Source organism: Streptomyces sp. NPDC052043 (genome assembly GCF_044548235.1).
Taxonomy (GTDB): Bacteria; Actinomycetota; Actinomycetes; order Streptomycetales; family Streptomycetaceae; genus Streptomyces.
The window spans coordinates 420,313-438,982 of the sequence record NZ_JBIUBT010000005.1; the positions used below are offsets into that span (position 1 = coordinate 420,313).

Here is an 18,670-nt window from a genome sequence, read left to right on the forward strand (position 1 = left end):
TCGTGGGTATGAGGGACCACCCCCACCCCGAGAACACTCCCCATCCCGAGGTGTGGACCGGACGGGCCACCAACCGGATGCAATGGGTGCTGGCGCTCGTCGGCGCCGCCTGCTTGGCGCTGGGCGTCGAGCTGGCCGTCGACTCCGCCTGGACCTCCGGCGTCGCCCCGCTGGTGATGTCGGTCGTCGGGTGCATCGCGGCCGGGCTGTTGGTTCTCTTCGGCACCCTCGCCTTCGTGCACGTCGCCGTGCGGGTCGACCACGAGTGTCTGGAGGTGCGCTGCGGGCACATCGGCCTGCCGCGCCGCCGTATCCCGCTCGCCCATGTCGCGGGCGCCGAGTTCGTCCCCCACGTCACCCCGCGTCACTGGGGCGGCTGGGGCTACCGGTGGCGGCCCGAGAAGGGCACTGCGGTCGTCGTCCGGCGGGGCGAGGGCCTGGTGCTGCGCCTGTGGGACGGTCATACGTTCACGATCACCATCGACAACGCCGAGACGGCGGTGCACGTGATCAGGGCCCGCCTTCACCCGTCGGCCCCTCGGTCATGACTGGCCTGACCTGCCGTGGAGGACGACCGGCCTGATCGGTCCGGCGCGGATGACCGGCCGTAGACTCCCGGAATGACCGTCACCGCAACTTCCGTCGACGAGTCGGACCGGCTCGACCCGCGGGCCGCCCCCGCGCCCTGGAGGGCGAGGCTCCTCCGGCTCCTGCCCGCCGCCGCGGCGGCCCTGTCGGGCTTCCTTCTCTACCTCAGCTTCCCCCCGCGCCCCCTGTGGTGGCTGGCCCTGCCCGCCTTCGCGGTCTTCGGCGGGGTGCTGCGCGGCCGCACCTGGAAGGCAGGCCTCGGCCTCGGCTACCTCTTCGGCCTCGGCTTCCTGCTGCCGCTGCTGGTGTGGACGGGAGTCGAGGTCGGCCCTGGTCCGTGGCTGGCGCTCGTCGCCGTGGAGGCGGTCTTCGTCGCACTGGTGGGCGCGGGTGTCGCGGCGGTGTCCCGACTGCCCGTCTGGCCGCTGTGGGCGGCGGCCGTGTGGATCGCCGGCGAAGCGGTACGCGCACGCGTGCCGTTCCACGGCTTCCCCTGGGGCAAGATCGCCTTCGGGCAGGCCGACGGGGTGTTCCTGCCGCTGGCCGCGGTGGGCGGCACCCCGGTGCTGGGCTTCGCGGTCGTCCTGTGCGGCTTCGGCCTGTGCGAGGCCGTCCGCCTGGCGGTGCGGGGGCGGCGCCGGGGAGCGGTACGGCGTCCGGCCGCGGCCGCGGCCCTGCTGAGCGTTGCCGTACCGGTGGTGGGCGCGGTGGCCGCGCGGCCCCTGGTCAGCGACAAGGCCGAGGACGGCACCGCGACCGTCGCCCTCGTCCAGGGCAACGTGCCCCGGGCGGGCCTGGAGTTCAACGCCCAGCGGCGTGCGGTCCTCGACTACCACGCGCGCGAGACGGAGCGGCTGGCCCAGGCGGTGAAGGCGGGCAAGGCCGCCAAGCCGGACTTCGTGCTCTGGCCGGAGAACTCCTCCGACATCGACCCCTTCGTCAACCCCGACGCGCGGGCCGTGATCGGCATGGCCGTCAGGGCGGTCGGGGTGCCGGTGTCCGTCGGCGGCGTCGTGGAGCGGCACGGCGCACTGTTCAACGAGCAGATCCTGTGGGACCCGGTCCAGGGGCCCACCCAGACGTACGACAAACGGCAGATCCAGCCGTTCGGCGAGTACCTTCCGCTGCGCTCGCTGCTCGGAACGGTCAACAAGGACTGGACGTCGATGGTCCGGCAGGACTTCAGCCGCGGCGACAAGCCGGGCGTGTTCACCATCGACGGCACGAAGGTGGGCCTGGCCACCTGCTACGAGGCGGCCTTCGACTGGGCCGTGCGCGACACGGTCACCGCCGGCGCGCAGATGATCTCCGTACCGAGCAACAACGCGACCTTCGACCGCAGCGAGATGACCTACCAGCAGCTTGCCATGTCCCGGATCCGCGCCGTCGAGCACAGCCGTACCGTCACCGTCCCGGTGACCAGCGGCGTCAGCGCGATCATCATGCCCGACGGGCGGATCACGCAGAAGACCGGCATGTTCGTGCCCGGCTACCTGGTCCAGAAGGTGCCGCTGCGCTCCTCCGAGACGCCCGCCACCCGGCTGGGCACCCTGCCGGAGGCCGCCCTGGTACTGGTCGCCGCCGGCGGCCTGGGCTGGGCCGTCGGCGCCGGACTGCGCGGGCGGCGCGCCCGGGGCGTGTGACCGTACGCCGGACGTGCGCCCCGCGGGCGCCTCGCGGGATGCCGTGGTCCCGGGTGCCCGCCCGCTAGGGTCGGCTCCATGGCCACTCCCGACTTCATCCATACGATCAGGGCCTCGGCCGGCACCCAGCTGCTGTGGCTGCCCGGAGTCACCGCCATCGTCTTCGACGACGACGGCAGAGTGCTGCTGGGGCGCCGCTCCGACACCGGCAGGTGGTCGGTGATCGGCGGGATCCCGGACCCGGGCGAGCAGCCGGCCGCCTGCGCCGTACGGGAGGTCCACGAGGAGACCGCGGTGCACTGCGTCCCCGAGCGGGTGGTCCTCGTCCAGGCGCTGAAACCGGTCACCTACGGCAACGGCGACATCTGCCAGTACATGGACATCACCTTCCGCTGCCGTGCGGTGGGCGGCGAGGCGCGGGTCAACGACGACGAGTCGCTGGAGGTGGGCTGGTTCGCGGTGGACGCGCTGCCCGGACTGGACGAGTTCGGCCTGTTCCGGATCAAGCAAGCCATGTCCGACGCACCCACGTGGTTCAACCCCACGGAATGGAACTGAAGTATGGGCCGTGCCCATATGTGGCGCGGCGGGCGGCCTGCCTAGGGTCACCCCATGACCTCGCCGCTTCCCGCTCCGCACACTCCCTCGCTCGACCTCGGCGGCCGCATCGCGCTCGTCACCGGCGCCGCCGGCGGCATCGGCCGCGCCTGCGCGCTGCGGCTGGCCGCCGCCGGAGCGAGGGTCAGAGCCGTCGACCGGGACGCGTCGGGACTGGACGCGCTCGCCGAACGGGCGGGCGCGCTGGCCGACTCCCTCGAACTCCTGGCGCTCGACCTCACCGACCTCGACGCCGCCGAGCGGGCGGCCGCCGGCACCGACGTGCTCGTCAACAACGCCGGGCTGCAACTGGTGCGCCCCATCGAGGAGTTCCCGCCCGAGGTCTTCCACACCGTGCTCACCGTGATGCTGGAGGCGCCCTTCCGGCTCGTCCGCGGCGCCCTGCCGCACATGTACGGGCAGCGCTGGGGCCGGATCGTCAACATCTCCTCGGTGCACGGGCTGCGCGCCTCCGCCTACAAGTCGGCCTACGTGGCCGCCAAGCACGGCCTGGAGGGACTGTCCAAGACCACCGCCCTCGAAGGCGCCCCGCACGGCGTCACCTCCAACTGCGTCAACCCCGGCTACGTGCGCACGCCCCTGGTCGAGACGCAGCTCACCGACCAGGCGCGGGCCCACGGCATCTCCGAGGAGCGCGTGCTGTCCGAGGTGCTGCTCAAGGACAGCGCGGTCAAACGGCTGCTCGAACCGGAGGAGGTCGCCGAGGCCGTGGCCTACCTGTGCGGCCCGCAGGCCTCCTTCGTCACCGGCACCTCGCTGGTCCTGGACGGCGGCTGGACCGCGCACTGACCGACCGCCCCGGTCCCCCTCCGCATCCGGGTTTTCCACAGGCTCCACGAGAGGACCGGCCGATGGGCGATCCTGTGGGCATGTCCAGCGATCACGTGCAGTCCACCCGGCGCCCCGCCGCCAGGACTCCAGCCGGCAGCGCCGAGACCCCCTTCCTCGAACTGCTGGCCCGGGGCGCGCCCACCGCCGCCTACGAACAGCCGGTGCTGCTCGCCCGCGCCGAGGGCCGGCCGGCCGAGTCGATCGACGCGCTCGAACAAGCCAGACTGCTCGCCCTGCGCGTCCGCGCGGAACTGGAGGGCCGGCGGCGCCGCGAGGCGGAGCTGTCGGCGCTGTTCGAGACCGCCCACGACCTGGCCGGCCTGCGCGACGTGGACGCGGTGCTCCAGGCCATCGTGCAGCGCGCCCGCTCGCTGCTCGGCACGGACGTGGCCTACCTCACCCTCAACGACCCCGCCCACGGCGACACCTACATGCGCGTCACTGCCGGCTCGGTGGCCGCCCGCTTCCAGCAACTGCGCCTGGGCATGGGGGAGGGGCTGGGCGGCCTCGTCGCGCAGACGGCCCGCCCCTACGTCACCGACGACTACTTCAAGGACGCCCGCTTCCAGCACACCGGAACCATCGACGGGGGCGTGCAGGACGAGGGCCTGGTCGCGATCCTCGGTGTGCCGCTTATGCTCGGAGCGCAGGTGATCGGCGTCCTGTTCGCGGCCGACCGGCGGGCCCGCGTCTTCGAACGGGAGCAGATCGCCCTCCTCGGCTCCTTCGCCGCCCTCGCCGCGGCGGCCATCGACAGCGCCAACCTGCTCACCGAGACCCGCTCGGCACTTGCCGGCCTGGAGCGGGCCAACGAGATCATCCGCGACCGCAGCGGTGTCATCGAGCGCGCCTCCGACGTCCATGACCGGCTCGCCGAACTCGTCCTGCGCGGCGGCCAAGTGCACGACGTGGCCGCCGCTGTCTCCCAGGTGCTCGACGGCACCGTCGAGTTCACCGAGGCCACCGCCGTAACCGCCGACGCCCTGGAGGCCTCCCGGGCCGAGGGACACGCGGTGCCGCACGGCCCGGACTGGATCGCCGCCGTCGCCGCGGGCGGTGAACTGCTCGGCGCGCTCGTGCTGCGCGGCCACCCCGGCCTCGACCCCGTCGACCAGCGCACGCTGGAGCGGGCCGCGATGGTCACCTCGCTGCTCCTGCTCGCCAGACGGTCCGCCGCCGAGGCCGAACAGCGCGTCCGCGGCGAACTGCTCGACGACCTCCTGGACGCCCGCGACCGCGACCCCCGCCTGCTGCGCGAGCGCGCCGTCAGACTGCACGCGGACCTCGACGCCACGCACGTCGTGCTCGCCGCCCGCCTCGACACCCCGTCCGCCGACGCCGAGCAGGAGGCCGCCGCCCGCCGCCGCCTGTGGTCCGCGGCCTTCCACCTGGCCGCCACCCGGCACGGCCTGGCCGCCGCCCGCGACGGCGGCACGGTCCTGCTGCTGCCGCTGCGCCGCGGGGACAGCGCGACCCAACTGGCCCGCCGCACCGCCCGTCACCTCGGCACCGCGGTGCGCGAGGCGGTCACCGTGGGTGCCTCCGCCCCCGTCGAGAACCTGGCCGCCCACCCCGAAACCGTCGCCGCCGCCTACGAGGAGGCGCGGCGCTGCCTCGACGCCCTGCGGCTCCTGGGCCGCACGGGCGACGGCGCCGCCGGCCAGGACTTCGGCTTCCTCGGCCTGCTCCTTGCCGGTGACCGGGACATCGCCGGCTTCGTCGACCGCACCGTCGGCCCGGTCGTGGCCTACGACGAGCGGCGCGGCACGGAGTTGATACGCACCCTGGAGGCGTACTTCGCCTGCGGCGCGAGCCCGGCCCGCACCAAGGACGCACTGCACGTCCATGTGAACACCGTCGCCCAGCGCCTGGAGCGCGTGGGCCGGCTGCTCGGGCAGGACTGGCAGACCCCGGCCCGCGCCCTGGAGATCCAACTGGCCCTGCGCCTGCACCGCTTGTCGGCACCGGCGCAGAGCTGACCCCCGTACGCGAGCGGACGCACGGGGGCCGGCCGGACCAGGGGGAGCGGGCGGGGGCAGAGCGCGGGCTGGGGTCAGACGGTGCGCGCGCCGGCGGCGCGGGCGGACGTGGTGCCGGCGTCCGCGGAGGCGTCGACGTCGGCGAGGTCGCGGTGCCGGGTCTCCTTGGCCACTCCCACGGCGATCAGCGTCAGCACGGCCGCCGCGATCACGTACAGGGCGATCGGGGTGGAGCTGCCGTAGTCGGCCAGCAGCGCGGTCGCGATCAGCGGGGCGGGCGCGCCGGCGGCGACGGAGGCGAACTGGGCGCCGATGGAGGCGCCGGAGTAGCGCATCCGGGTCGCGAACATCTCGGCGAAGAAGGCCGCCTGCGGGGCGTACATGGCCCCATGCAGCACCAGGCCTACGGTCACCGCGAGGACGAGCGGGCCGAAGCCGCCGGTGTCGATGAGCCAGAAGAACGGGAACATCCACAGGCCGACCCCGGCGGCGCCCAGCAGGTACACCGGGCGGCGCCCGACCCGGTCCGACAGGGCACCCCAGGCCGGGATCACCGCGAAGTGCACCGCGGACGCGATCAGCACGGCGTTCAGCGCGGTCTGCTTGGAGACGCCGGCGGAGGTGGTGGCGTAGACGAGGATGAACGCGGTGATCACGTAGTAGCTGATGTTCTCCGCCATCCGCGCCCCCATCGCCACCAGCACATCACGCCAGTGATGCCGCAGCACGGACACCAGCGGCGCCTTCTCGGTCCGGTCCTCGGCCGCCTGCGCCGCCCTGCGGGTCTCGGCCTGCGCCAACGCCTGCTGGAACACGGGCGATTCATCGACGGAGAGCCGAATCCACAGACCGACGACGACGAGTACACCGGAGAGCAGGAACGGAATGCGCCATCCCCAGGTCCCGAAGGCGCTGTCGGAGAGCACCGCGGTCAGCAGCGACAGCACACCGGTGGCGAGCAACTGCCCCGCGGGCGCGCCGGTCTGCGGCCAGGAGGCCCAGAACCCGCGCCGCCGGGCGTCCCCGTGCTCGGACACCAGCAGCACGGCCCCGCCCCACTCACCGCCCAGCGCGAACCCCTGGACCAGACGCAGCACGGTGAGCAGCACCGGTGCCGCCGAGCCCACCGTCGCGTGGGTGGGCAGCAACCCGATCGCGAAGGTGGCCCCGCCCATCATGAGCAGGCTCAGCACGAGCAGCTTCTTGCGTCCCAGCCGGTCACCGTAGTGCCCGAACACCAGCGCGCCCAGCGGTCGCGCCGCGAACCCGACCGCATAGGTCAGGAACGACAGCAGCGTCCCCACCAGCGGATCCGAGTCCGGGAAGAACAGCTTGTTGAACACGAGCGCGGCGGCCGAGCCGTACAGGAAGAAGTCGTACCACTCGATGGTGGTGCCGATGAGGCTCGCGGCGACGATGCGGGGGAGGTTGGCCGGCTGCGTCGGGGGAGCGGGCGGTGGGGAGGCCATGGGTGCCACTTCCTCGTATGCGGTGGGGACGGGTAGGTGTCGGCACACGGTAGGAAGGGGCACGTCAGGCGCACATGTGGCGAGCCAACATAGTCTGGCGGCTGGCTATGCGTGCGGCCACCATGCCCGTCCGCGGAGCGGCGGTCAGGGGCTCGAGGAGGGCCGGATCGAGGGACGTCCGCGTTCTGCGATGCGGCCGTTGAAGAAGGTTTCTTCGGCATCGAGTTCATCGATCAGCTTCAGTAACGACGCGACGCGTTGGGCATACGGGCCGGCCAGTGCGGTCCGCTCCATCGGGGCTCGGCCGTCGATGCCGAACAGGCCGGAAGCCGGGGTCAGTATGCTGGCCTTGGCCAGCACGGCGCGCACCTGGGCCTTCAGACCGGACCGCAGTGCGACGAGCTTGGCCCGGTAGCGCACCAGCTCCCGCAGCTCGCGTACCTGGGGGGCGATCCAGGCTTCCGGCAGCCGCCCCATGCGCAGCAAGTCCGCCAGGTCCGCGGCGTCGCGGATGTCGTTCTTCACCCGCCGGTAGGCGAACCCTTTCACGCCCAGCGGGTGTGCCAGGTGCACGCGTGCCCCGGCAGCCTGCAGGACATCGGCCGCCCAGTACCAGCCGGAAGTGGCCTCCAAGACCACGTCCGGATCGTGTCCGGCCTGTTCGATCTGCAGACCGAGCCCACCGGATCGTTGAGGATGCGCACCGCACTCAGTTGCACGCCGTCCTCGGTCTGACGCACGATCACGGACCTCCTGCGGTGCAGGTCGACACCGACGTACTGATGTCCGTTGTACTCGCTCACCTGAGGGCCTCCTTCGCCGTCACGCAGTAGGTAACCGGGACCTACCCAGGCACCCGCGGCGGGCGGGGACTTCGCCCCTTCATCGCATCAAGGCAGGCTCATCCGGGCCGTGTTACGGATCTGTTGGTGCGTCCCCGGTCGGCGAGGATCTCGAGGGCGGCGGCGTTGGCCGCTTCGGCCGTCTTGAGTTGGAGCCAGTCGGATGACTCGAGCAAGGTGTCCGGACGCCACGGCTGCCCCAGGGTGACGGTTCGGAAGAGGCACCATTCGCGCAGGCGCCGGGTCAGGAAGGGATAGCGCGTCGTGGCCTGGGTCATCTTCTCGGCCCAGGGTTCGTAGGCGGAGCTGGAGTGGAGGTCGGTAGCCCGGCGGTCCAGGTGCCTTAGGACGGCGGACTGGGCCATCGTCTGGTCCGGATCTGTGAGAACCTCGCTGACTAGTGCCGCGGCGGGCAACGTTTGCCCGTCAAGGAGCGGCGTCCGGTGCGTGCTCTCGGTGTGCCGGCCGGAAGTCCTCGTACTGGATGTACTCGGGCTTTCGGCCGGTGCGGCGAGAGGGCGTGCCGGGCGTCGCGACGGGGCAAACGTTGCCTGTCGCGGCACTAGGTCGACCTCGTCGGCCTCCGTTACCTGCTCCAGCTTGCTCAGGTAGGCCCAGAAGCGGAGGTGCTCGGCCGGCTCCTCCTCCTGCGGGGCGTCATGGTGATGCATGCGGCCTCCTCCTGTCCGCTCGGGCCGGACCAGCCCGCTGGCGGCCGCGGCGACGGCGGCGGGTGGCCTTCTCCGCGTCGATGAACGCGTAGCGCACGGCCACTTCGTCGACTCCCTCGCGAAGAAGGCTGCGGCCTTTTTCGCGAGGGAGTCGATCGTCTGCTGCTGCTCTCGGTTCTCCCGCCGCAGACGGCGCAGTTCTTCCTTCTCTTCGCTGGTCAGAGCACTCGCGGCCCCCTGGCCCCGATCCGCCCTGTCCTGGTTCACCCAGTTCCGCAGGCCCTCCGGGCTCACCCCGATCTCCCGGGCGACCTCGGTGACCGTCTTCCCCGACGAATGGACCAGCGCGACCGCGTCCCGCTTGAACTCGGCCGTGTACCGCTTGCTCGTGTTGCTCACTACCTGGAACTGCTTCCTGCGGGACCGACCGTCCCAGTATCAGGCTGTCCAGCCCCACGGGGGAACTTCAATGGACGGAGCTGTAGCTGGCTGGCGGGAGAAAAAGCAGCGACGGCAGGCGGGGGCATAGGCTTCAAGGAGGAGCGTACGTGCAGGAAGAGGCGTGCGTGGAGGCGTAGTGGGGGCCCCAGAACTCCGGTGACCGATTGTGCGCCCTCAACACGCCCGCAGGAGGTACGCCATGGATCATGAACCCTTGCCCTCCCCAGACCATGCTGAGGTCCGCATCATCGCAGCAACGCCAGAGGTCGCCCGTCGCGTCGCACACGTACTGCGCTGGTGCTTCTCCTCGACCGAACAACGCAGCTACCCAGCCGGCCGCGGAGGAGCGACCCGCCTCCACCTCACCATTGACACCGCTCATACCGCGCAGCCCGCACGCTCCTGGCTGGCCTCGAGCACATCATCCTTCGCGGAACGCGATCCCAGCGACGAGGTGTGACCGGACGGTGAGAACGCGAAGCCGCCACCGCATCATCGCCTGCACCGTCGGCCACAAGCCCTGGAGCGACAGTCATGACGACACTCCGTGAACGCAAGGCCTACCGCAAAGCGGTTCTCCGATCTCTGTACGGGGCCGTCGAATGCAATCGCACCGAGGTCAGTGGAGCGACACTCCGCGACGAGCTCCACGTGCCCGACGAAGATCTCACCGCGGCCTGCGCCTTCCTTGTCGGCGAAGGACTGCTCACCGTCGAATGGACATCGCACAACACCCCCGCCACCGTCTCGCTGACGCACGACGGCATCCGCATCATGGAGGAGGAAGAAGAGTCAGAATCGACTACTCAGGGTGACCGGTAAAGGGATCGTCCTCGAATGTTTGGCTGCCGCTGGCCATCCGCCCTCGTCCAGATCAGGCTTCGCCAGACGGGCGAGGGAGCGCAGGCGGCAAACGGCCGCCCCGGATCCCACGGCGTCGGTGTCCGCCCACTCAGCGGAGTCTCCGTCCCGGGGCGGTCTACTCGCTTGCATCGCCGGACGTTGAGGATGAGCGAGCAGCTTTACAGCGGGATCCGCAAGGCCCGGCAGGCCCTGTGTCGATCACGTGGGACCTGATGCGGCAGGGTGAGGTGCTGCGGTAGGTGGTGCTGCGTCTCTGACCGCCCCGTTCCTCCTGTTTCTGGCAACGATTGACAATCGCTTCCATGTCGGAACGGTATAACCCAGGCAAACGGATCGCCTTCGATTCGATGGCGGAAGAGAGTCGGCGACGGAAACGTTCGGGACCGCCCGGAGAACCCCCGGTGATGATCTCCGCACCTGCCCTGAAATGGCCGGTTAGTGGTCAGGGTGCGCGGCGCCCGAGTCGACCTCACACGTCTCGTGAGTAGCGTGATCGTGCGTATTGACATGCCCCGTTCCACATGTGAGCGTTCTGCGACTGTCCCGATCCATCTGGACAGATAACGTCGATCCCAGGGGGGGGACGCCATGAACTGGTATGTCGAGGTCCTCAAGAAGTACGCGGTGTTCAACGGGCGGGCGCGCCGCCAGGAGTACTGGATGTTCACGCTGTTCACCGTGATCATCTCCATCGTGCTCGCCATTGTGGACGCCGTCATCGGAACCCAGGCACTGGACTGGATCTACACCGTCGCGGTCCTGCTGCCGACTCTCGCTGTGACGGTTCGCCGCCTGCACGACACCGACCGCTCCGGCTGGTGGGTCCTCATTGGGCTCATCCCTCTCGTCGGCTTCATCGTGATGCTGGTGTTCCTGGCCACCGAGGGCACTCCGAGGGAGAACAAGTACGGCGCGAACCCGAAGGAGCCCTTGGCGCACATCTGATGTCAGTCGCGCTGGAACAGGTCAGCGGAACCGGCGCGCACAGCAGAGCCCCGGCCTCGGCCGGGGCTCTTTCGCGGTTGCTGCCGGCCCCGCAGACGGCCCGGAGCACAGGCAGCCCACTTCCAGCAGGCTCCGTTCACCTACTGTGACCCGCGCCTTCTCAAGAGCCGAGCGCTGTCGGGGGACGTCTGGAGGAATCAGCCTCTGCTCCACGCACAGACGCGCGAAAGGCCCGCCGGAGCAGGTTCGGCAGGCCTTCGCCGACGCTGTAGTTCAGCCAGCGTCCCGCTCACGTGATCGGCGCCGCTTCGGTCGAGGGCGGATGTGGTCGAGGACCGCGCCTGCAGTCGTCACCACGACAATCACCAACATGAGGGTGGAACCGATCCTTAGCAGCCCCTCGCCATATAGGGCCTGGTAGCCGAACCAAGCCATGGCGAGGCAGGTCATCAGGCCGTTGCCAAGTCTCCTAAGGCGCGGGTCCATGCGCACTCCCGAGTCAGGTACGCCCGCGAACCGGGGCTCCTGAGTGTGGCATGGACCTTCCCCCTGGCTTTGACTAGCTCAGATGCCGTGCACTTCCGTCGTTGTCGGTCGGCGTTGGTCATTAATGGCCACCTCGGGACGGCCCACAGACGGCCCCGTCCCAACAGCCGAGGGCCTCGCCCCTGGACGAGGCGCCTCAAGCCGGCAGGACCGAGTCGGTGGATTTACAGTGCTCTCAAGATGAGCGAGCTGCACACCCGCTGACCTGGACAAACTCAAGGACTCGCGCCCAGACGCCTACGTGCCGTCCACACGTCGTCCGTAGCCCCAACGGCCCGCACCTGCGCCTCGAACATGGCGGGTGAGCTCCCTACCTGCTCCAAGCCTCTAGCGTGCCCGACGGGTCGGCCCAGTCCCTGCGACTCTCCCGGCTACGCTGGCGCGGGAGCGCCCCGCAGCGCGTGGCTGCGGGGCGCCTTGTGGGGTTCAGTCGATGAGATACCGCCCGTTGTACGTACCGCCCTTGCAGGTGAAGTTGTTAAGGTCGAGCGTTCCGCCGCCCTCCCTGCACTGAGTACCGCTGACGGGGTTTGGACCCTGTGCGGTGGCGGTGGCGGCGCCTGTGAGGCTGAGTCCGGCGAGGGCTGCCGTAGCGATGACGGCGGCGAGGATTCGTCGACTGCGCATTTGGTTCCCCTTTCACGGATTGCCTCGGCTGGGCCACTAGCCAGCTTGATCTCCACCCATGTGGGTGGCACGTCATGTTGCGCCATTCGGGTGACAGTGCTGGCGGGTGCGGGGCCGGTGACGCGACCCGTCGGACAGGCCCTAGAACGAAGAGACCACCCCGGCCGGATGGGTGGTCTAAGCCAGACGACAAGCGACGCGACAAGCCACTAGCGGCTCAGGGCGCCAATCCCGTGACCTCGCTGCGGAACTCGTGCCACTCGGCCGGCTTGTCGCGGAGGAAGAGGCGTAGGTCGGGAACGACCTCACGCGATCGAGGACGGCCCAGCGCAGACCAGTAGCCGAGCGGTCGTTGTTGGTCGTCCTTGGTCGCTGTGGGCCGCCCTTCGACGGCCCACAGACGGCCCCGCAGGGCGACCCGTCAGATTTACAGGGGGCTCCCCTCAACCTCTCTCACCTGCGGCTTCTCCATCACTGGAGGTCGCTGGGGCACACCTGGGGGCAGAGACCCCGAGAACACCGCTTTAGGAGAGTGCGGCTGCCGATCCTGGCCGAGCTGGTAGAACGCTGACCTGCCCTTCCTCGCGCCCTCGACCGTGGCTCCCCGTGGTTGCCCGAGTCTTCCCGTCCGATCTGGCACGGCTGTGGCACGCAAGACGATGTTCGGCTCTGCCGGGCACAGCTCATGTCGAGCGGGGAACTCAAAAGACCCAGGGTCATGCGCCGTCCCGTACGCCCGCTAACCTCTCGGCGTGACGAGAGAGCAAGGCCCCGAGACTGTCCCGATTGGCCGTCGAGCGTGGGTTGTGGTCGTCTCCGTCGCATTGCGTGCTCTGCTCGGCCTTGCTGTCTGGGGAGTCGTGACTCTGGCGCTTTGGCACTTCGAAGACGGGGTCGATAGAACGCTCGCCTTCGCGGTCCAGGTGTTCGCCGCTGCCCCGATGCTCGGGCTCTACATTGCCGAGCCACCGCGCCGGCGTGTTGGATGTGCCGTCGCTCTGGTGGCCGTGCTCGTGATGGCAGTGCTCGGCTTTGCAGTGCAGGCGTGGCTCTCCCCCACGCTCCATGTGGGGTTCCAGGTAGGCGAGATTGTCGGGGTACCCGTTGGTGCAGCCCTGTTCGCCTTGCTCGTCAGCCGGGCTAAGGCTGCCTGATCGCCCACCTGGGCTGCCGACCGCCCGGTACCCCGCTCTAGTCACCTCGGTTACGGCGGGTCTACCGGTCGGACTTCGATCCAGGCTCTGCGCGGCCTGCTGTTCCCCGGCGGCTGGATAGGCGCTCAAGCTCTGCAACTCGGTCCCGCAAGTCCCCGAGTTCCTGATCGAGGCGCGGCGAGACGAAACGGCCGAATCTCGAGATCTTGGGGTCTCCGGGGCGACGCTCCCCACCTGGCGCATAGGTGAGACCGAGTGCCGTGGTGAGCCGTCTCCACATGGAAGGCTTCGATGCAGTCACGGGCAACAACTTAGCGGGAAGACATCAGGTTGGCGTAGCTAGTTTGGAAGACCGCGTACGCGGATGGTCGCTGGCCTGGCAAGTTGCTGACCTGCCCGTTCGAGCGCAGATCGCCGTGAGACATCTGGCCGTGAATTCGGCCGGAACCATACAGTTTGCTGGTTGATGGTGGGGGCGGACGATGAAGTTCTGGAGCAGCAAGAAGAAGCTGCCGACACCGACCGAGGATGCTGCCACGGCGGCTCGACTCGTTGAGCGCTGGTTTCGCAGCATGGATCCTGTCGGCGACGGCTGAATGTGGGTTCTGGATCACTTTTGGTGCCAGAGCCACGGAGGGTCACCAACTCCGCGATCATGAACGGTCGTGACCGACGACCTCCTCCAGGACCTTTGGCTCCACCAGACCACCGACGTCGAAGTCAGCGACGTCACCATCAGCGCCAACCGCGTCACCGTCCACGCCGCCACGACCAGGTTCATGCCGCGTGGAGGACGCGTTTGCGGAGCAGGTCGAAGTTGGCGCGGCCGAACATCTGACGCTTGATCATTTTGATCTTGTTGTTGTGGCGCTCGACCGCGCCGGAGCTGTAGCGCAGAGTCAGCCCGGCGACGAACGCGTCGAGGTCCTGCAGGAGGCCGGTGGCGAAGGTCTGCAAGGCGGGGACTTCGTCCTGTTGGACGCGGGTGATTCAGTCTTTGAGTTGGTGGCCGCGGCGGTTGTTCATGAGCTCGGCGAATGCTCTGACGTGCTCGGCGGTGCGGGCGAGCGCCGGGACGCGCGCGAGGATCTCCTTGAGCTGCTGGGCGTCGTCGGCGGCCAGCCGGTCGGGGTGGCGGGTGATCCACCTGGTCACGTCCCGAACGGAGGGTTTGCGGCGGGGCGGGTCCTGGTGCGGGAACGCATCCCGCAGCCGCCGCACGTAGACGCGGACGATCTGCTCCTGGCCTGGGTAGCCGCGCTGCCGGATCTCCTCGAACAGGCGGCGGGCGACGGTGCAGCCCTCGGCATACCGCTGGTTGAGGTGGGGCTTGTAGGGGTCGAGGATGCTGGTGCGCCCGGTCCAGCGGCCGACCAACAGTTCGTCCGGGTCCGAGGCGTGGGCCAGGCGGCGGACGGTGCCGCGGGCCAGTCCCAGTCGCCGGCCGATGGCGCGCAGGCTGACGCCCTCACGGATCAGGGTGTGGACGCCCGCGTGCTGTTCGCGGACGCGGTCCGACAGGCGTCCGGTCCGGCGGGGCTCAGCAGTGGCGGACGGCAGGGACACGTGCTGGGTGGGACCTGCCGGTGGTGGAGGTTCGGGAAGCAGAGTGCGGTTCTGGAGCACGGTCTTCTCGACGGCGTCGGCGAGGTTCTGCCAGAGGTGGGAAGCGGTCGGCGACGTGGATGGCGTCCGGAGCGCCCAGCCGTGCGGCCTCGGCGTAGGAGGCGGAGCGGTCGCGGCAGATCACCTGCACTCCGGGGTGGGCGGCCAGCCAGGAGCGGACTGTCTCGACGGTGCGGTCTGGCAGCAGGTCAACGGGACGACGGGTCTCGATGTCGACCAGGATGGTCGCGTAGACGTGGCCCTTGCGCAGGGCGAACTCGTCCATCCCCAGCACTCGCGGCGCCGGCGGCGCAGGCTCGGGGAGGGCACGTATCAGCCTGAGCAGGGTGGAGCGGCTGACCGGGACGGCGAAGGCCTCGGCCAGGCGGGAGCCGGCCCGGCCGGCGAGCATGAGCCCGAGCCGTTGCAGCGCAGCCTGGAGCTGTTGGCTTCGTCGTCCGTACCGGAAGCTGACGCCCTCGACCTGCTCGACGAAAGTCTCCTGCTTGCAGGCTTGTTGGCGGCAGCGAAACCGGCGGACCCGTAACTCGATCACGACGCGACGCTGGGCCGTCGCGCTGTCGTCGAGCCGGCGCACGTAGCTGCTGTGAACGCGGCTCGAGGGCGTCCCGCACGACGGACACTCCGCACCCGCTCTGGTCGTGGCGGCGTGGACGGTGACGCGGTTGGCGCTGATGGTGACGTCGCTGACTTCGACGTCGGTGGTCTGGTGGAGCCAAAGGTCCTGGAGGAGGTCGTCGGTCACGACCGTTCATGATCGCGGAGTTGGTGACCCTCCGTGGCTCTGGCACCAAAAGTGATCCAGAACCAGCGTTCGGCCGTCGTCGAGACCAAGCCCCCTCCAACCGGGTGTGGGGCGACGGCGGACGCGGAGCGCAGCCGGCTTGATGAAGTACGCAGCCTCGCCCGCCACCTCTAAATTCGATTGCCGCCTGCCCACGGTCTGCGCTGATACTTCGACATGAGCAGAATCGCACAGGTCATCGTGTTGGCGCCTAACGCGGACGAGGTGATGGAACCGTTGACCCGGCCGGATGACTCGCGCAGTTGGAAGGGCCACTTCGAGCCGCTCGAGCTGTTCATTGGTGGATGGGTGATCGAGTTCAACCGGGTACGTCCGCGGTCGGGGCTGCTCCGACATCTGGAGTCCCTTGCGTGGCCGGACCCGGCGAGCGTGCAGGTGCTGATCCATGACGAGGAAGACGACTGCTTCGGGCTGTGGATGATGCGGGACGGCGTGCTGGCCGAGGTGCCGATCCCCGGCCATAGACGCCTGCACCCTCCAGCGCCGATGACCCATGAGTTCCCGCCCGACCCGGGCCTGCTGTGGCGGACAGAGACGGCCGTGCCAACCGGTTTCTCGACAGAGCGCCAGGACCAGCGTCCCGCCTGGTAGGGCCACTCAGCTACTGAAGATTGAGTGATGTCTGGGTCTGGCCGACCCCGGAGAGTAGGCCGACATCACGAGTTCAAGTTCAGTAGCCCACTTCCAGCGGGCTCCGTATGTCTGCTGCGGTCTGCGGGTTTCCTTCGCCCTGGCGCTACGGGGGGACACATGGGGGAGACTCGCTGTGGCGCCTCGCAGAGGGTCTGTCGCCCACGGGGGATTTACAGACCGCGCGGCCCCTCGCGCTGTGCTGGTCGTTCCCGCCCCACAGGTGCCCCACGATGCGCCTGGAAGCGTCGCAAGATGACCGGAGGAACGGTCCCCCTCCACGGCGGAACGGAGAGTGCTCCGCGGATGGGACCGAAGACGACTCGCGGCCGGTGAGTACGCCCCCGGTGGCAAGCTCCCGGACGATGCTCAGAACTTGCTCAAGAACCGTGCTGATCTGCGGGTTCAGTGGAATCGTGATCGCTCCAACCAGCGGCATGGTTGATCGTTCTACGAGAGGTGGGGGCCATGTTCATCGGGAAACACAAGCGAGCATTACATGTCCTTGCGGGGCTGGCCCTGGCCGGGGTGCTTACTGGTTGCAGCTCGACGACGGACGGCAGTTCCTCAACGTCGCAAGGGGTCTCCGTGACCGTGATCAACGACGGGCACGAAGACATACAGCTCTTCGGCTGCCTGCTCTGCACGGACAAGGGTGTCCGCCTCGTCGGCGACCCGGACGCGGTGTCAGCACGCCGCGGCGCCGGCAGCTACTTCGGTTGGACGGAGACGCGTCACTGGCCGGTGAAATACACCGTGTCGCTGCACGGCGTCACCTCTATCTGTCCCGCCACGACCAACCCGATACCCAACGTCTCCCGCAACTTCTCCGTCACCTACAACGTGACGGACGCCGGGCAATGTCTGCTCCTCACCAGGGGCGTCGACGGCTGAACATTGGACAGGGTGTGGAGAGGTTTTACAGACCGCCCAGTCCGATGCGCTGACCTGCACAGATGTAAGAGCTTGCAGACCTTGCCCCACGGACACCCCACACAAGCGTTTCCTTGGGCAGCTAGTGGGTCGGAGATCCAAGGAGCCAGGAGGTGAGGGCGCGCGCCGCGCCGGCACACATCCCACCCACCGCAGCGCGCAGCAAGGTGCCCTACTGGAGCTGGGCCAGAAACTCCTGCGCCGTGATGCAGGGGCCGTCAATGGTCTTCACCACGGGGATCACCTCGTCGTCGTGCCAGACGACCGGTGTGCCCACCACACCGAAGGACTCGAATGTCCCGATTGATTCACCGGCCCAGGTCATGTACCTGTTGTCGGTGACCTTTTGGTCGAAGTCCGCGGATCTCAGTTGGTCCACCTCGCCGGCCAGGGACAGCAGCACCGATGCGTCGGAGAAGCGGTCATCGGTGACAGGCGGTTGGGAGGCGAACAGCGTGCCCAGGTACTCGATGAACTGCTTCTGCCCGACGTCACTCGCAGCGGCGAGCGCGCTCAGGGCACGCTGAGAACCGTTACCGCCTGCGGCGTCGTCGATCGTCGCCGCGAAGTGGAACTTCACGACGAACTTGCCCTGGTCTGCGGCCTGGCGGATCGTCCCGAGGAGATTGTCCGCCATGCGGTGGCTAGCCCGGTCGCGCAGCTCGATGAAGACCTGGAGCACGTGGGGTGAGTCCGGATCTCCGTAGTAGAGCGTGCCGCCACCGGTGCCGGTCGTGTTGGCTGGCTCCATAACACGAGCCTGGCACGGATGGTACGAACGAGCGCGGCCGCTGAGCCGCACGTATGAACCTCGCGCTCTCGGGGCGCCAAGGGGGAAGCCGCTTCCGCCCGGCGGATGACGCGCCGCGGGCCTGCGCGTCATCGACTGGGGCCGCACCAGAACGGCCCGCTACATCGAAATGACCCGCCCCCCGGCTCCGCCGCCCCCGCACGAGCAGCCGCCGGTGTTCTGACCTGCGGCACCACGACCGCCCGGACAAGCAAGAGGAGCACGCCTGCGCAGGCGTGCTCCTCTTGCTTGTCCGGCGGCGGCGCCGCCCTGCGATGGTCGCGCGGCGAAGCGGCTCCTTCTTCACGCTCTTAGCCGGAGAGCTCCGGCACTGGGCAGATCTCCAATGGCTCGTCCGGCCGCCCGGCCACGGTGCGCCGGTGGATCCACCGCTACCACGCCGACGGCGTCCCGGGCCTGGCCGGCGGGCCGAGACTGGATAAGCGCATCCGCCGCCTGCTGACCCCCGGGCCATGGACCGTCCGCCGGATCCACCACCGCCTGGGCAGGCCGGGGAACGCATGAACGGAGGCGATCATCACCGGTCGGCCTTCCCGATACGCGACAAAATCGTGCGGGACCTGTCCACCGCATGCAATCTGGAGATGGGAGGGGTGCCACCCAACCGCAAGCGGCTGGGTAGACGGGGACACGGCCGGTGGAGAACG

Annotated in this window: 18 protein-coding genes and 1 pseudogene; 11 read left to right on the forward strand and 8 right to left on the reverse strand. The window is 69.3% G+C overall.

Translation table 11 applies throughout. The features are described 5' to 3' along the window. Positions 1-8: 8 nt before the first annotated feature. The 5 genes from ACIHCX_RS16175 to ACIHCX_RS16195 all read left to right on the forward strand — a co-directional run bounded on the left by ACIHCX_RS16175 (position 9) and on the right by ACIHCX_RS16195 (position 5,659). Complete coding sequence (locus tag ACIHCX_RS16175) at positions 9-548, forward strand: hypothetical protein (protein ID WP_400029758.1); 540 nt, start codon at positions 9-11, stop codon at positions 546-548. 72 nt (positions 549-620) lie between these two features. Next, complete coding sequence (gene lnt, locus ACIHCX_RS16180) at positions 621-2,231, forward strand: apolipoprotein N-acyltransferase (RefSeq protein WP_400029760.1); 1,611 nt, start codon at positions 621-623, stop codon at positions 2,229-2,231. Positions 2,232-2,309: 78 nt separating this feature from the next. Then, the gene (locus ACIHCX_RS16185; protein WP_400029762.1) at positions 2,310-2,789 is read left to right on the forward strand and encodes an NUDIX hydrolase; all 480 of its coding nucleotides are present in this window, start codon (positions 2,310-2,312) and stop codon (positions 2,787-2,789) included. A gap of 54 nt (positions 2,790-2,843) precedes the next feature. Next, on the forward strand, positions 2,844-3,638 hold the full coding sequence (locus ACIHCX_RS16190; RefSeq protein ID WP_400029764.1) for a 3-hydroxybutyrate dehydrogenase: 795 nt from the start codon (positions 2,844-2,846) through the stop codon (positions 3,636-3,638). Between the two features lie 80 nt (positions 3,639-3,718). Further along, positions 3,719-5,659, forward strand: a complete 1,941-nt coding sequence (locus ACIHCX_RS16195) for a helix-turn-helix domain-containing protein (protein ID WP_400029766.1) — start codon at positions 3,719-3,721, stop codon at positions 5,657-5,659. 74 nt (positions 5,660-5,733) lie between these two features. On the opposite strand, the gene ACIHCX_RS16200 is transcribed toward ACIHCX_RS16195, so the two are convergent. From ACIHCX_RS16200 to ACIHCX_RS16210, 3 genes are all read right to left on the reverse strand, one after another. Continuing rightward, a complete protein-coding gene (locus ACIHCX_RS16200; RefSeq protein WP_400029768.1) occupies positions 5,734-7,128 on the reverse strand; it encodes an MFS transporter in 1,395 nt (464 codons plus the stop codon). Positions 7,129-7,272: 144 nt separating this feature from the next. Continuing rightward, positions 7,273-7,800, reverse strand: a complete 528-nt coding sequence (locus ACIHCX_RS16205) for a transposase (protein WP_400029987.1) — start codon at positions 7,798-7,800, stop codon at positions 7,273-7,275. A gap of 229 nt (positions 7,801-8,029) precedes the next feature. After that, positions 8,030-9,040, reverse strand: coding sequence for a transposase (locus ACIHCX_RS16210; protein WP_400029770.1), 1,011 nt, complete (start codon positions 9,038-9,040; stop codon positions 8,030-8,032). A 576-nt stretch (positions 9,041-9,616) separates the two neighbouring features. Here ACIHCX_RS16210 and ACIHCX_RS16215 point away from each other — a divergent pair. Both ACIHCX_RS16215 and ACIHCX_RS16220 read left to right on the forward strand, forming a co-directional pair. Then, a complete protein-coding gene (locus ACIHCX_RS16215) occupies positions 9,617-9,904 on the forward strand; it encodes a hypothetical protein (protein WP_400029772.1) in 288 nt (95 codons plus the stop codon). Between the two features lie 630 nt (positions 9,905-10,534). Then, positions 10,535-10,891 carry a DUF805 domain-containing protein gene (locus ACIHCX_RS16220; protein ID WP_400029774.1) on the forward strand — a complete coding sequence of 119 codons (357 nt, stop codon included), beginning with the start codon at positions 10,535-10,537 and terminating at the stop codon, positions 10,889-10,891. 972 nt (positions 10,892-11,863) lie between these two features. On the opposite strand, the gene ACIHCX_RS16225 is transcribed toward ACIHCX_RS16220, so the two are convergent. Beyond that, positions 11,864-12,064 carry a hypothetical protein gene (locus ACIHCX_RS16225; RefSeq protein WP_400029776.1) on the reverse strand — a complete coding sequence of 67 codons (201 nt, stop codon included), beginning with the start codon at positions 12,062-12,064 and terminating at the stop codon, positions 11,864-11,866. A gap of 752 nt (positions 12,065-12,816) precedes the next feature. On the opposite strand from ACIHCX_RS16225, the gene ACIHCX_RS16230 reads away from it, so the two are divergent. Continuing rightward, on the forward strand, positions 12,817-13,218 hold the full coding sequence (locus tag ACIHCX_RS16230; RefSeq protein ID WP_400029778.1) for a hypothetical protein: 402 nt from the start codon (positions 12,817-12,819) through the stop codon (positions 13,216-13,218). 777 nt (positions 13,219-13,995) lie between these two features. Here ACIHCX_RS16230 and ACIHCX_RS16235 read toward each other — a convergent pair. Genes ACIHCX_RS16235 through ACIHCX_RS16245 form a run of 3 tightly spaced genes read right to left on the reverse strand, consistent with a single transcriptional unit; the run spans position 13,996 to position 15,589 of the window. Further along, positions 13,996-14,175 (reverse strand): transposase, encoded by a 180-nt coding sequence (locus tag ACIHCX_RS16235; protein WP_400029780.1) that lies wholly within the window; start codon positions 14,173-14,175, stop codon positions 13,996-13,998. Between the two features lie 33 nt (positions 14,176-14,208). Continuing rightward, positions 14,209-14,784: a hypothetical protein gene (locus ACIHCX_RS16240; protein WP_400029782.1), complete on the reverse strand. Its 576-nt coding sequence runs from the start codon at positions 14,782-14,784 to the stop codon at positions 14,209-14,211. Then, the gene (locus ACIHCX_RS16245; protein ID WP_400029784.1) at positions 14,759-15,589 is read right to left on the reverse strand and encodes an ISL3 family transposase; all 831 of its coding nucleotides are present in this window, start codon (positions 15,587-15,589) and stop codon (positions 14,759-14,761) included. The genes ACIHCX_RS16240 and ACIHCX_RS16245 overlap by 26 nt, the downstream gene beginning before the upstream one ends. 216 nt (positions 15,590-15,805) lie before the next feature. Here ACIHCX_RS16245 and ACIHCX_RS16250 point away from each other — a divergent pair, with 216 nt between their 5' ends. Then, complete coding sequence (locus ACIHCX_RS16250; protein WP_400029786.1) at positions 15,806-16,240, forward strand: hypothetical protein; 435 nt, start codon at positions 15,806-15,808, stop codon at positions 16,238-16,240. A 627-nt stretch (positions 16,241-16,867) separates the two neighbouring features. Then, positions 16,868-17,173 carry a hypothetical protein gene (locus tag ACIHCX_RS16255; protein WP_400029788.1) on the forward strand — a complete coding sequence of 102 codons (306 nt, stop codon included), beginning with the start codon at positions 16,868-16,870 and terminating at the stop codon, positions 17,171-17,173. 211 nt (positions 17,174-17,384) lie between these two features. Here the strand turns inward: ACIHCX_RS16255 and ACIHCX_RS16260 are convergent, their stop codons facing one another. Continuing rightward, the gene (locus ACIHCX_RS16260) at positions 17,385-17,963 is read right to left on the reverse strand and encodes a thioredoxin domain-containing protein (protein ID WP_400029790.1); all 579 of its coding nucleotides are present in this window, start codon (positions 17,961-17,963) and stop codon (positions 17,385-17,387) included. Between the two features lie 402 nt (positions 17,964-18,365). Between ACIHCX_RS16260 and ACIHCX_RS16265 the strand changes: the two are divergent. Beyond that, positions 18,366-18,515, forward strand: a pseudogene (locus ACIHCX_RS16265) (IS630 family transposase); the annotation flags it as partial. Positions 18,516-18,670: the final 155 nt, after the last annotated feature.

Coding starts and splice junctions, on each gene's coding strand:
- ACIHCX_RS16175 (WP_400029758.1), top strand. CDS start 9: ATGAGGGACCACCCCCACCCCGAGAACACTCCCCATCCCGAGGTGTGG.
- ACIHCX_RS16200 (WP_400029768.1), bottom strand. CDS start 7,128: ATGGCCTCCCCACCGCCCGCTCCCCCGACGCAGCCGGCCAACCTCCCC.
- ACIHCX_RS16225 (WP_400029776.1), bottom strand. CDS start 12,064: ATGCGCAGTCGACGAATCCTCGCCGCCGTCATCGCTACGGCAGCCCTC.
- ACIHCX_RS16215 (WP_400029772.1), top strand. CDS start 9,617: ATGACGACACTCCGTGAACGCAAGGCCTACCGCAAAGCGGTTCTCCGA.
- ACIHCX_RS16250 (WP_400029786.1), top strand. CDS start 15,806: ATGAGCAGAATCGCACAGGTCATCGTGTTGGCGCCTAACGCGGACGAG.
- ACIHCX_RS16220 (WP_400029774.1), top strand. CDS start 10,535: ATGAACTGGTATGTCGAGGTCCTCAAGAAGTACGCGGTGTTCAACGGG.
- lnt (WP_400029760.1), top strand. CDS start 621: ATGACCGTCACCGCAACTTCCGTCGACGAGTCGGACCGGCTCGACCCG.
- ACIHCX_RS16195 (WP_400029766.1), top strand. CDS start 3,719: ATGTCCAGCGATCACGTGCAGTCCACCCGGCGCCCCGCCGCCAGGACT.
- ACIHCX_RS16260 (WP_400029790.1), bottom strand. CDS start 17,963: ATGGAGCCAGCCAACACGACCGGCACCGGTGGCGGCACGCTCTACTAC.
- ACIHCX_RS16190 (WP_400029764.1), top strand. CDS start 2,844: ATGACCTCGCCGCTTCCCGCTCCGCACACTCCCTCGCTCGACCTCGGC.
- ACIHCX_RS16185 (WP_400029762.1), top strand. CDS start 2,310: ATGGCCACTCCCGACTTCATCCATACGATCAGGGCCTCGGCCGGCACC.